Below are 13,945 nucleotides of genomic sequence, written 5' to 3' on the forward strand. Positions count from 1 at the left end.
AAATTAGTGAAAGCTGTTTGTAAATGTCTTAACCCTTGTGGTAAAGGTACACAGCTAACTTCATTGAGAAAGTTTAATTCTTCTTGTTTTTTCCAATCGGTTAGCATTGAAGAAGTTTGAGCGTAGCCTACTCTTTCTTGCTTTTCGTACCAAGCTTGTGTTCGTTCGTGGAGAGCTTTATTGTAAACTAATCTTACACAGCCCAAAGTGCGCCGCAATAGCGACTCTTGTTCGGGTGTGGGGTAAAATCGGTAGCGATAGCTTTTCCATATCTCGCATTCTAGCATATATCGTGTAAATGCGCTAATATTTAACAGTAAAGCCGTCGTAGAACGACGGGGTTTCAGACCCAAATTTTCGATGAAATTTACCAGTAGTCAAAGCGAACTCAACAGCAATTTATCCCTAGTTAGTCGGGCCGTTGCCAGTCGTCCTACCCATCCGGTGTTGGGAAATGTTCTTTTTTGTGCCGATGAGGAAAAGGGCGAAATTAGCCTGACTGCTTTTGATTTGAGTTTAGGGATTCGCACCAGTTTTCGGGCCGAGGTGGTGGAAGGGGGCAAAATTACCCTGCCGGCAAAATTACTTAACGATATTGTCTCTCGTTTGGGAGAGGGGGAAATCACCATCTCTGTGGAAGAAAACGAGAATGATGAGGAGCATAGTCTCGCTTTCCTGAAAACTGCCTCGGCACAGTTCCAAATTCGCGGCATGAAGGCCGATGAGTTCCCAGAATTGCCCACGGTGGCCGATGGAGAAATTGTTAATTTACCTATAGTTGCCTTGACAGAGGGACTAAAAGGTGCATTGTTTGCCGCTAGTGGCGATGAAACTAAACAGGTGTTGACGGGGGTACATTTAACTAAAACCGTCGATTGTCTAGAATTTGCCGCTACAGACGGTCATCGTTTAGCGGTGGTACAAACTCCCCTAGAGGAGGTGGAAAGTGCCTCTGGTGGCTTTAATGTCACCATTCCGGCCCGGGCCCTGCGAGAATTGGAAAGAATGATGGCAACAAAACAAAATATCGAGACTATTACTCTGCACGTGGATGATTCTCAAGTCATCTTTGAAATGGGGGAACAGAGGTTAACCAGTCGTAAGTTAGAAGGGGCCTATCCCACTTATAATCAGTTAATTCCTAAATCCTTCGATCGCTCTTTGGTTTTAGACCGCAAACAATTAATCCGTTGTTTGGAATTAGTGGCGGTTTTATCGGACCAAAAGAATAATTTAGTCAAGTTTAGTCTCGATAGCGAAAATGACCGTTTATCCCTAGCGGTGGAATCTCCTGATTTAGGTAGCGCCAAAGAGTCCATGGCGGCGGAAATTCAGGGAGAAAGCGGCGATATCGCCTTTAATGTTAAATACTTGATGGACGGTTTGAAGGCTTTACCCAATAATGATATCCAAATGCAGTTAAATGCTAGTACCCAACCGGTTATTTTTACCCCCTTGGGAGGTTTAAAGATGACCTATTTGGTGATGCCGGTACAAATTCGTCAGTAATTCTGACTTAATCGAGACCGTGGGATCTGTTTTTAACCTATCCCATTTTTGATTGTAAGTAGCTGGTTATAATTAAATTGAAGATAGATTTTGGGTTCGATCCCCCCTTAATCCCCCCTTATCAAGGGGCTAATTCATTCTCCGAATCTAATTCTTTTTTTTGCTACCTTTAATCGCTTACGAGATAAGTTAGGGAGCAGGGGAGTACCGGTTTTTGCTCTCATAGTAGGTTGATTCATGAATCAACCTACAAAGCACGACGTTTTGACAAATTTTCAGCTATGTATTTCCGAGAAATCGACTAAAAACGTTACCAGATAAGGAGTTGAGAGAATGACATAAGAGAGAATGAATCAGCCCTACATCTGGGGGGTGACTAGCGATTTCTAGCTTAACCTGCGTTCGGGATAACGCTATAGAAGGGACTGTTAGAAAACCTTGGCCAATTCTAGATTCTCAACTCCTTGATTAATAGCCAATCGCTAACAAGAAGTCCCCCCTATCTATGGACTGGGTTTTACATCAATCTGCTTAAACCGAACTCAGTTTAATTTAGGCTTTTCTGCCGAAAACAAAAGATAATCATCAAACGCCATAAACCAACCCCGATTTCTTGACCAAGCTTCAAGTCCTGGGTTATCTTTCTGGAGATCGATAACTAAATCATGCTTACTAATTCCTTGGCTAATCTGGGCAAAATAATGAACCATTGCCGGCCAAACATATTCACTAATAGATAAAGCTTGGATATTAACAAATCCATGCTTTTTGAGTTTTTCTACATAAATATGTCGGTCGTATTGATTAGGAAAGGGAATACACATTTTCTTACTATTAACCCGCAGCCAGAAGTTAATTTCTCGACCCACTCTAGGCAAACAATCCGCTATAGCCAACCTTCCACCGGGCTGCAAAACTCGAAAAGCTTCTGCGAAAAAATCCTCACGAGTGTCAAAATGAAAAGCACATTCTAAAGCAGTCAACTTATCAAAAGAATTCTCAGGAAAAGGGATTTGAGTAGCCGAGCCGACTTGAAGTTTTATCCTGTCCGATAACCCTGCTTTAGCTACTCTTTCTTGAGCAATTTCTACTTGTAACTCAGTTGTATTTAGACCAATAATTGAGCCAACATTGTTTTCTCTTACCCAGAGTAAATCCTGTTCAGCAAAACCGAAACCCACATCTAAAAGGTGATCTCCGGCTTTAAGTTCGGCTACTTCGGCTAATTTACGCGCTAAAGCGGCACAAGCTCCGTTATAAGTTGTTTCTTCTTTCCAATAACCAAAATTAAGCCATTGGGGAAAATTAGGATCATGAAGATGAGGATCGCGTTTCGCTATATTAGTATATAGTTCAGAAACTTGAAACTGATCTTGCAAAAACGCCATTTCTCGAACCGGATTAAGGATAAATTGTTTGATGGTTGCCCAGCGATTACGCCATTCATCTTTGAGGGGAATTTTGCCGATGTTTTCCAAATTATTATCCTCCTAAGGATTTTTCAGAAATATTGCCATTTTTAACTAACCGAATCCCTGAGATTCTCTAGATGCTTTAAAAAAGATTCCACGCCTCCGGATTAATCATATAAGGAGGCTTCTCTCCCCGAAGCACTTGTAATATTTGATTCGCCGCCGAAACAGCAGCCGCTAGACTCGCTTCAGGGGTTACTCCGGCTAAATGAGGTGAGAGAATGACATTCTCAAAATTATATAAGGGATTATCTAAAGCCGGCGGTTCTGGTTCAAAGACATCGAGGGCGCATCCGGATATCAATTTTTGATTAAGGGCGCTCCCTAAATCCTTTTCACAAACGACTTTTCCCCTGGAGGTATTAATTAAAAAAGCTGTTGGTTTCATCTTTTGAAAAACTGATATATTAAACATTTCCCGTGTTTCACTTGTTAGTTCAGGATGCAAAGAAACAAAGTCCGATTCAGCCAGAAGAACATCTAAATCTTTGACCCAAGTTGCTCCTACTGTCTCCGCTTTGCTGGCTGGAACATAGGGATCATAAGCTAATACTCTCATCCCTAATGCTAGGTTACATTTGTGAGCCACCAGAGTACCAATTCTTCCTAAACCCACAATACCAACGGTCTTGTTTTCGAGTTGAATCGGTTGGATATGATTGCGAATTAAATAGTTACCCTTTTTCACACAATGATCTAAAAAAGGCAGCTTTTTGGCAAGGGCTAAAATCATAGATAAGGTGTGTTCTGCTACAGCTGTAGTTGACATTCCGGGATTATTAACAACGATAACCCCCTGTTCTGTTGCTGCCATAATATCAATAGAATCTGTGCCAAATCCAGAGGTACTAATTACTTTTAAGTGTTTTGCCAATCGGATTGATGAAGCCTCTAACTTATTAGGATAACGCACAAATACGCCAGATACTTCTTGAATGGCCTGATTAATTTTCTCCAGTGTAGGGTTGGACAAAATCTCTATATTAGTAGATTCTTCAAGGAGTTTTTCCCCCGCTTCATCATACATTTTTCCGATTAAAAGAACCCGGGGTTTTTGAATATCCATAGTCAGAGTTTTTGGTGAAGTAGTAGTCATCGTAATTTTTCCTAAATTGAGTTTTGGCAATGAAACAGTTACAAAGATTTTGAGGATCGATAATCATCTATGGAAACAAGTCGCCAACTAGAATCCTCTAAAAGTTCTAACACCCATTGATGATACTTAAATAAACTTTCTCTATGTCCTACGCTAATAAAAGTTGTCTGTGCTTTTTGTAACTGCTGATATAAGGTTTGTTCGTTGTTCAAATCTAAAGCACTTGTGGCTTCATCTAAGATTACATAGCGGGGATGGGTTACTAACAATCGGGCAAAAGCAAGGCGTTGTTGTTCTCCTAAAGATAATATATTTTCCCAAGGAACTTCCGCATCAAAGCCATGAACTTTTGTGGCTATATTTTGAAGATTAACTTGTTGTAAAACCGATTCAAGTTCTCCATCGGTCATTTCACGGGTTGTTTTAGGATAAAGTAACTGTTCTCTGAGAGTTCCTAAAATAATATAAGGACGTTGAGGTAAAAAGAGAAATTGTTCTAAGGGAGGTCGTTTTAAACAACCAGTTCCTGCATTCCATAAGCCAGCAATAGCTCTTAATAGAGAACTTTTACCTCGTCCACTCGGTCCGACAATTAATAAACCTTCGCCTGGTTCGATAGATAGGGATAAATGTTGAACAATTACCTTTTCATAATCCGGTGTTTGTAAAGTAACATCCTCAAACTTGATCTGATTTTGTTCAAGGGTTTTAATGGTACTAGCATCCTTGGGTTGTTGGCGCATTTCTTCTAAGGCCGACGAAAATTCAGATAGACGCTCAACATAACTGGAAAATCTGCCCAAAGAACCAAATTCAAGGATTAACTCAGAAAAACCATTAGCAAACATACTGCAAGCAATAATAGCCTGATTAACTTGTCCGAAATCAATTTCCCCCCGAATATAGGCTGGAGCAAAGACGACAAAGGGAAATATTTGAATAACTGAGCGATAACCTCGACTAAAAATGTCTTGATTTCTCTCCCAATCAATCTTACTGAGAGAATTTCTGACGAGATTATTAAATCGACGTTGAATGATTTTCAACTCTTGATTTTCGCCTTGAAAAAAGGCAATAGATTCAGCATGATTCCGAACATGAGTTAAAGTGTAGGTGTAATTAGCTTTGGATTCCAATTCTTCTTGACTAATCTTATCTAATTCTCGACTTAAATAAACAGCAATTAGGTTGCCGACAATTGTATAAGCCACTAAAATCAAGGCGGCTAGTCGAGAAATCGAAAAAAGAATTACTAAAAAAGTCGTCATTTCTAAGACTTTTTCTAATAAAACAGCACCAAAATTAACAGCATTTCTAGCAATGGGTTCTATTTCTTGAGCTATCCTTTGATCCGGATTATCCACATCGGATCTAAAATTAATTTTATAATAGGCGCGATGGCTCAAATATCGGGTAATAACCTGCTGATTTAGCCATTCATACCAATCCAGAATAATTCTTTTTTTAACAAATTTAGAAAATGCAGTAAACAGGGTAATTAAAAGTAATCCTAAGCCATAAAATAATAAAATTGTCAGAAACTTAGAGGCATTTTTATCTTGAATAATAACATCAACTAAATAGCGATTAACGAAGCTATTAACTGCATTAGAGGCAACCAGTCCAACAATTACTAAAAGGAGGAGAAACAGCATTCCCCATGAACTTATTACCTCGGAAAATTTTCTTCCTTCTTTAGGATCAGTTGGATACCAGTAAGGACCGGCAATCAATTTCAGATTGTCAAAAAATTGATGAGAGCTTTTTACGGTTTCTTGTTGAAAAAATGTAGTTTGCATAGTTTGAATATAGGGTAACTTTTAGGAAATGCCTTGAATTTTTTTAAATTTCAAGCTTTCTAACTTCAAGGCTTGGGATTATTTAATCTCCTAAAAAAGCCTCCAAATCAGTAAGTTCTTGTAAGATTAAATCCTCACTAATCTCCTGCTGAACTTCAGTGAAGTTAATCATCTTCTGGTCTGTTTTTTGAACTTTTTCACCGAAAATACGGTCAAGCAGATAATCAACTAAGCGTCTAATATTAGGGAAATCAAAGACTAAAGAAGTGGGTAAGAGAACTTCTAATCTTTTCTCTAAACGATTTTTCAATTCAATAGAGGATAGGGAATCAATCCCCATTTCTATCAATCCTTGTTCTGTATCTGGCATAGATTTAATCCCTAAAATCATTCTGACTTGTTTGCTAACATATTCTAACAAATATTCCCGACGTTCTCCGAAAGGCATCTCCTCTAAAAGATGCAGTACAGAGTCTGATTCTTGAACAGAATTAATGGGAATTTCTGAGAGTCCTAAATTTTTTAGGAGTGGTTTTTCACCTTTAAATTGATAGATATTTTTGAAACGAACCCAATCCACATCGGCGATTAAAACCTGTGTTTGATTAGAAGCCATAATAGCATCCATCACTCTCAAGGCCAGATCTGGAGCAATTTCCCTGATCCCAATCTGTTTGAGCCAGTCCTCATAGTCTTGAGATACTATACCATGACCCGCCAATAATGCCCAATTTAAAGTCGTTGCAGGTAGCCCTTGAAGATGACGGAAATGAGCCAAAGCATCCAGCCAATGACTAACAGTATCATATAAGCCTTGTTCTTTTGCCCCCCAAATTGCACCCGCCGAAGAAAACAGCACAAAATAGTCTAATTGACTACCCAAAGATAGTTGATGTAAATTCCAAGAACCCTTAACTTTTGCCTGAAAAACTGCTTCGAGATCCTGCAAAGTACAGTCTTTTAATTGAGCTTGTCGGCCTGAGATTCCGGCAAGATGGAAAATGCCACGCAAGGGATAAGCGGTTTTTTCAATCTGGGTAAATATGGCCTGCATAGCCTCAAAATTGCCAACGTCTGCCGAAATAACTTCGATTGATGCTCCTTTTTCCTCTAATTTTCTGATTTTTTCTGATATTTGGGCTAATTCGGTTGCTGAATCCCACAGGAAGCGAGCCGGTAATGAGCGGCGTGTCGTTAAAATGAGATGTTTTGCTCCTAAATTGACTAAATGTTCCGCCAATTCTAAGCCTAGATGTCCTATTCCTCCCGTAATTAGGTAGGTAGCCTCAGGTTGAATCTTAACGGTTGTTGTCTCTAGAGACTTGAGAGGAAGCAGACGAGCAACATAGCCTTGACCTTTGCGGAAGACCAAATGATCCTCATCGTGAGCATGAGTTAATCCTAATAGTAATGCGGTAATATTTTGATTAATGTCAACGTCGGGATCAAGATCCAGCATACCTCCCCATAATTGCGGATTTTCTAGGGCAATAACACGCCCCATTGCCCAAAGAGGAGACTGAAACCCTAAAGAAGGCTGTTCTAATTCAAAGGGTTGGGCTCCCTGAGTGACAAGGAATAATTGAGGGGGATTAGGGATTTTTTGAATAGCTTTGAGAAGATTTAAAAGATAGTTACAGCGATTCAATAAAATGGATTCTGGTTGATCTTTGCCATCACTATTCAAAAGATAAATAATCCGATCTGGAGATGGATTTGACGCGAACCATTCCTCTAATTGTTGTAGTTGATTAGCATTCAAACAAGACTCAGAAGATGATATTTGTGTATTTTTCTCCCCTTGATAAATTATCCGACAGAAATCACACTTTTTCAGTAGTTGCTCTTGAATCCCTAAGGCAAAAGTATTTTGCTGGGGTTCAATATCAGTAAAAATTAGCCAGTTTTTAGCGAGGTTAGGGGAGATTTCTGAACTTTGAGCCAGAATAATACTTTGCTGAAATAAAGCAGTACCTATTTTTTGATCAGGAGAAACAAATTCCACCTGAGAAAAACCAGATTTAAGCAGCATAGATTCCCAAGTCGATGCTGTAATTATAGGATGATTTGGGCGCAAATGATAATCGCTAAAACGCCACCAACCTTGAGTGACACCAAAGATTAAATCAATCCAGGAAGATTGCTGAGTTAATTCTAACAGTAATAAATGACCGCCTGGACGTAGTAAACTTTGAATATGAGGCAAGGTTTCCTCTTGTAAATTGGCGGTAGAGTGTAAGACATTAGCTGCGATAATCAAGTCATAAGAATGACAGCAAAACCCTTGTAATTTCGGGTCTTTTTCAATATCGAGAACTTTGTATTCTAGTTCAGAAAATTCAGCCAAATTATCTCTAGCTTTCTCTAGAAAGAAGGGGGAAACATCAGTGAATGTGTAGGTAATTTGACGAGAGTTACAAGCTTTAAGAACCTGTTGGGTTGTAGCTCCAGTTCCCGCACCAATTTCGAGAATGCGGAGGGAGGCTGAGGGAGGATAACTTGAGAGTAGAAGTTCAACGGTTTTAGAGATACCCAGATTGAGAATTTTTGCCGAAGGTGTATTTTTATAAAATTCGCTGGCTCCTCCTTGTCCATCTTGAGAAAATAGGATAGATAAAGGAGATATTTTTCCCGTAATAATGGCCGCTAAATTTGTGGCAACTTGTCGAAATAGATTGAGTTCTATTTGAGCATTAGGATAATGATTGATTAAATCTTCTACCGCTAAATCAGGATTAGATTGTTCAGGTTCTTTAACAATTTTCCATCGGGTATTTTGCTTTTCTAAAATGCCGACTTTCGCTAATATTTCTAGAACATAATTCCAGAAATATTTATATTCTTGTTTGAGTCCAGCTTGAATAAAACTTTGATCGGGATCAAGAAAGGTATTCATTTGAAAGAGTTCTAAATCTTTCAGAGCTTTAACAACAAAGTCAGCCGCCAGTTTTTCCATTTCAGAAAAAGCGAGAGAAACTCCCATCAATTCTGAGGATTGTAATTGGGGTTCTAAGTAAACCTCTAAATCCGTTTTAAGGCTGGTCAGATTTTCTAGCTTACCGTTAGCTAAATCACAGGGAAGCCAAGCTACTTGATAAAGTAATTTGGCAAAATCAAAGTCCTCTTTTTCTTGATAATACAGTTTAATCAACTGTTGAACAATGGCGGATATTGTTGGTTTTTCATCTTCAGAATAATGACCTGTTTCTAAGAGGGTTTGCATTAAAGTAGTTTTGTCCTTTTCGGATAACATTTTGACCAGATTAGATTCCCGTGGAACAGTTGCAGATGGGGTTTTTAAAGAAATCCAGTGTTGACGTTTTTGAAAGGGATAAGTAGGTAAAGCACATCGTCTAGGATGATAGTCTTGATCAAAACTAAACCAGTCTATCTTTGCACCGCGAACATAGAGTTTACCCAGACTTTCTAATAAAACTTGCCAATCAGAAAATCCCGAGCGTAAACTGGGTAGAGTTAGAGGTTCAGATGAAGATAGAGATGATTGAATAATTCCTGAGAGAATAGGTTGAGGTCCAATTTCAATAAAGGTATCACATCCAAGAGATTGTAGGAATAAAGCTCCTTGGTGAAATTGTACCGTATTTAGTAAATGTTGAAGCCAATACGCAGGAGTCATAATGCTGTCATCAGCAATTTCTCCCGTTAGGTTAGAGACCAGAGAAATTTGAGGTTGACTGAAAGAAATCTCTTGAAGAATCGTTTTAAATTCTGCAACCATTGGTTCTACTAAAGGGGAGTGAAAAGCATGAGAAACTTTAAGTTGACGAACTTTAACCCCAGAATTAGTAAAATGGTTACAGAGTTTTTGAATTACGTTTTTTTCTCCAGAAATAACGGTATGTTGTTCTGCGTTAATGGCAGCAATAGCGATTTTTATTCCCTGACTTTGGCAATGCTCAATAACTGAGTTTTTATCGAGAAAAATAGCGGCCATTTCCCCTTGATTTTGGGGTAATTGCCCCATCAAGTTGCCTCGATGGCTGACCAGTTTTAAGCCACTTTCAAGATCAAAAACACCAGCAAAACAAGCAGCTGAATATTCTCCTAAACTATGGCCTAAAATAGCGGCTGGTTGAATTCCCCAAGAATGCCATAATTGAGCGAGAGCAACTTCAATCAGAAATAGTGCCGGTTGGGTATAAGCGGTTTGGTTTAAGGCGTCATCTGTATCGGCAAATACGACGTTTAGTAGGGATTTACCCGTTAGTTTTTGATAGTATTTTTCCCCTGCGTCTAAAGTTTTTCTAAAGGTGGGTTGAGTCTGATAGAGTTGATGAGCCATCCCTGCATATTGAGAACCTTGCCCTGTAAATAAAAAGGCAATCTTAGACGGTCTTTTTTCATCAGCTATACCATGAATAGTTGACTGATAATCGAGTTGCTTAAACTGCCGTAATTGTTCAATAAAATCACTATTTTTATAGCCAGTTAAGGCTAAACGATTTGAGAAATGAACTCGGCCTGTATTGGCCGTAAATACTACATCAGACAGATCCTTTTCAGGTTGACTTTCTAAAAAGTCTATGTAGCGACTTACTAACTCTGTTAAAGCTGGTTCGGTTCGAGCGGAAAGGGTGAGCAAATGATAGGGACGTTGGTTCTGATTGTCTTGAGGAATAATGGGAGGAGCTTCTTCTAGAATAACATGGGCATTAACCCCGCCAATACCTAAAGAGTTTACCCCTGCCCGTCGGGGTAATTTTTCGTCCTTGTCTTGCTTAGTAGTCCAAGAAATAGCTTCATTATTAATATAAAAAGGAGTCTGAGAAAAATTAATTTGAGGGTTAGGATTTTGGAAATGTAATGTAGGTGGAATAACTCTATATTTGAGGGCTAAAGTCGCTTTCATTAAACCAGCAATACCAGAAGCAATCTGCATATGTCCGATATTGGTTTTTACTGAACCTAAAACACATTCTCCCTCATTTGCCCCCTGATAAACTTTAGCTAAAGCATCAACTTCTATGGGATCTCCAAGAGGGGTTCCTGTGCCATGAGCTTCCACAAAACTAATTGTATTAGCATCAACACCGGCAAAGGCTAGGGCTTCCGTAGCGGCAGCAATTTGACCCTCTCCACCGGGGGCAGTAAATCCTAATTTTTGACCACCATCATTATTAATAGCAGAGCCTTTAATAACTGCATAAATATGGTCATGATCGGCTAAAGCATCTGACAATCTTTTGAGCATAATTACTCCTACTCCACTGCCAAAAATAGTCCCTTTTGCTTCAGCATCAAAGGCGCGACAATGGCCATCAGGAGACATGATCAGTCCTTCTTGATATAAATAACCAATTTTTTGAGGAGAATTAATTGAAGCAGCTCCAGCTAAAGCCATATCACTTTCTCCACTGATGAGACTCTGACAAGCGAGATGAACTACAACTAATCCAGTAGAACAAGCGGTTTGAACATTAACGCTCGGACCATGTAAGTTGAGTTTATAAGAAATTCGCGTTGTTAAATAGTCTTTGTCATTAGCTACCATTGTTTGAAACCCTCCCATTGAATCTAGTGTGAAGGGTTGTAACTCGTCATTACTATCTAATTTACCCCGATTAGGATAACAATTATTTATCAAATAGGTGTTCATACTTGCGCCAGCAAATATACCAATTGATCCTTGATAAGTATTAGGATTATAACCGGCGTTTTCTAAACATTCCCAACTACATTCAAGCAGTAAACGTTGCTGAGGATCTAGTAATTCTGCCTCTCTATCTGTATAGCCAAAAAATTCGCTGTCAAAGTATTCAACTTGCTCGAGAATTGGTCTAGCTCTAACATAATTAGGCTGATTAAATAGTTCCGAAGACACTCCCGATTCTTGTAATTCTTCTTCCGAAAAGAAAGAGATAGTTTCGATTCCATTTTTTAAATTTTCCCAGAAGGTTGTTAAATTTTTTGCCCCTGGGAATTGCCCCGCCATACCAATAATTGCAATGTCATGGGTTTGATTATGGCAACGGCTCCGATTTTCGGCACGTTGACGGCTTTTTTGTGCTATAACTTGATTAGTATTTGATTCTTCGCTTAAGAAACGGGCTAGGGTGGCAACGGTAGGATTTTTAAACATTTCAGCAAGGGATAGCTGACGGTTAAAAAGTTTTTCAAGTTCATTTTGAACTCGGATTAAGTGTATAGAATGTCCCCCTAGTTCAAAGAAGTTATCCTCTAAACCAACTGAGGTTAACTGTAAAACTTCACTCCAAACCGCCGCTATTTGCCGTTCATTTTCTGATTGAGGTAAGGTTTGATTTTTCTGACGCTCTTTTGCTAAATATTGATCTATTTCTTGGATACAGCTGCTAAATAATCCCTGTTCAAAATCCTTTTTTAATTTAGATTTTTGAACTTTGCCAATAGAAGTTTTAGGAACTAAATTTCTTTCTATGGGAATGACATAAGCTGGGGCAATCCCGAATTTTTGGGTTACATGACTGCGAATTTTTCTAACAACTTTTATCCCCTGTTCAAATTGCTCAGATTCTGGGCTAAAAGTAATAATTAATAAGTCAGTTTCTCGACTTTTATCAAAGACGGCAAAGGCGGCTGTATAAGAGACTTTAACTCCTTCTAATTCTTCGATTGTTGTTTCAAGTTCATGGGAAAAGTAATTAACACCATTAATTATAATTTCTTGTTTTTCTCGCCCAGTAATAAAGAGTTCCCCCTTAAATAAATACCCCAAATCTCCCGTAGTAAACCACCCTTCTTGAAAAACTTCCTGGTTGAGTTCAGTATTATTATAATATCCTTTAGTAACAGAATTACCTTGAATTTGAAGCCTGCCAATTTCTCTTTCAGGTAAGGGATTATTTTCCTGATCGACTATCCGGATAGTTGCTCCCGGAATCGGCTTTCCTAGAGAGACAAAACTATTTTCTTCGGTGAGTTCATTTTTACTTAAACCGGCTGACCAAGTAATCCCAGAACAGGATTCAGTCATGCCAAAGGCCGGTTTAATCGCTCTCTCCTGTAGTTGATGTTTTTCAAGAATTTCTAAGAATAGGCGAATAGTTTTTACTGAAACTTGCTCGCCAGCATTCACTAAAAATTTCATTGAGGAGAGGTTATAAGAGACGTGCTTAAGTTCTTCGGCCTGTTGATTAATTAAGGAAAATGCAAAGTTAGGAGACCAAGAAATGCTTACTTGATGCTTTTGAATGAGTTCTAACCATTGCAGGGGTTGGCGTAGGACTAATTCCATGGGAACATGAATTTGATCACAAGCCAAATCTACCGCCATAATTCCTAAAAATACGATAGCTCCTACATGATCCAAAGGCATCCAATTAAGGGTAACTTCTTGTTGGGTAAAGTGGTTCATCGCCACTGTACCAGCAGTCATGGACAGAATATTATGATGAGTTAATATTACTCCCTTGGGCATACCGGTACTACCCGAAGTAAAAAGTAATAAGGCTGCATCTTGTGGCTCAAGAATCGGCAATTGATCGATTTTAGAGGGTGCTTTTCTGAGTTCATTAACTGAGATAACTTGCCCCCCTTTTAAATGAGAGTAAGTTCCTAATTTTTCAATTTCAGTAATTAGCTCACTGTCGGATAATATCAAGGGATTATCTAAAATTTTCCAAACATTCTCTAGTTTTTTGACGGCAGAATTTTCCAGATCATAGCTAGGAGCAACGGTCAAAGGAACTGGAATAATTCCCCCTAAAAAACAAGCCCATAGTGCGGGAATAAAGTCTTGATTTTTGGCAATTTGTAGAATGACTTTATGCCCTAATTTTATTCCTTTTTGTTCCAGTCCATTTAAAATAACCAAAGCATCTTGATATAAGTCTTGATAACTCTGAAAATATTCAGTTGCGTCATTTCTGATATAAGTAATTCCATGATTATTATGTTTAGTGGCAGTTTCTAATACTTCTGACAGAGTCCGCCAATTATCTTCCAATTGTCCTCCAAAACTGATTGAATGCTTAGACATTTTTTTTAACACCTCTTTATCAAAAATAGGAATAATCTTGAAAACCTGATGAGCCAGTATATCGCTACGCACAAGTTAAAAGTCAGAAGTG

General features: G+C 38.7%; 6 protein-coding genes. 1 reads left to right on the top strand and 5 read right to left on the bottom strand.

What is annotated here, in order from left to right; translation table 11 throughout:
• The coding region (locus tag IQ242_RS00175) for a helix-turn-helix domain-containing protein (protein WP_228020731.1) at positions 1 to 287 on the bottom strand (287 nt) is incomplete at its 3' end.
• A 73-nt stretch (positions 288 to 360) separates the two neighbouring features.
• Here IQ242_RS00175 and dnaN point away from each other — a divergent pair.
• The gene (gene dnaN, locus IQ242_RS00180; protein ID WP_012266634.1) at positions 361 to 1,509 is read left to right on the top strand and encodes a DNA polymerase III subunit beta; all 1,149 of its coding nucleotides are present in this window, start codon (positions 361 to 363) and stop codon (positions 1,507 to 1,509) included.
• Positions 1,510 to 2,051: 542 nt separating this feature from the next.
• On the opposite strand, the gene IQ242_RS00185 is transcribed toward dnaN, so the two are convergent.
• The 4 genes from IQ242_RS00185 to IQ242_RS00200 form a co-directional block, all read right to left on the bottom strand.
• Entirely contained in the window at positions 2,052 to 2,987 is a 936-nt protein-coding gene (locus tag IQ242_RS00185) for a class I SAM-dependent methyltransferase (RefSeq protein ID WP_193958592.1), read from the bottom strand.
• A gap of 76 nt (positions 2,988 to 3,063) precedes the next feature.
• Positions 3,064 to 4,077: a hydroxyacid dehydrogenase gene (locus tag IQ242_RS00190; RefSeq protein ID WP_193958593.1), complete on the bottom strand. Its 1,014-nt coding sequence runs from the start codon at positions 4,075 to 4,077 to the stop codon at positions 3,064 to 3,066.
• A gap of 38 nt (positions 4,078 to 4,115) precedes the next feature.
• Entirely contained in the window at positions 4,116 to 5,876 is a 1,761-nt protein-coding gene (locus tag IQ242_RS00195) for an ABC transporter ATP-binding protein/permease (protein WP_193958594.1), read from the bottom strand.
• 82 nt (positions 5,877 to 5,958) lie between these two features.
• A complete protein-coding gene (locus IQ242_RS00200) occupies positions 5,959 to 13,854 on the bottom strand; it encodes a type I polyketide synthase (protein ID WP_193958595.1) in 7,896 nt (2,631 codons plus the stop codon).
• Between the last annotated feature and the right edge of the window lie 91 nt (positions 13,855 to 13,945).

Origin of the sequence: Microcystis sp. LEGE 08355, from assembly GCF_015207185.1 — a bacterium.
Lineage (GTDB): Bacteria > Cyanobacteriota > Cyanobacteriia > Cyanobacteriales > Microcystaceae > Microcystis > Microcystis panniformis.

Excerpts from the sequence above, each read along its gene's own strand:
- IQ242_RS00200 (WP_193958595.1), bottom strand. The coding sequence starts at position 13,854 with ATGTCTAAGCATTCAATCAGTTTTGGAGGACAATTGGAAGATAATTGG.
- IQ242_RS00195 (WP_193958594.1), bottom strand. The coding sequence starts at position 5,876 with ATGCAAACTACATTTTTTCAACAAGAAACCGTAAAAAGCTCTCATCAA.
- IQ242_RS00190 (WP_193958593.1), bottom strand. The coding sequence starts at position 4,077 with ATGACTACTACTTCACCAAAAACTCTGACTATGGATATTCAAAAACCC.
- dnaN (WP_012266634.1), top strand. The coding sequence starts at position 361 with ATGAAATTTACCAGTAGTCAAAGCGAACTCAACAGCAATTTATCCCTA.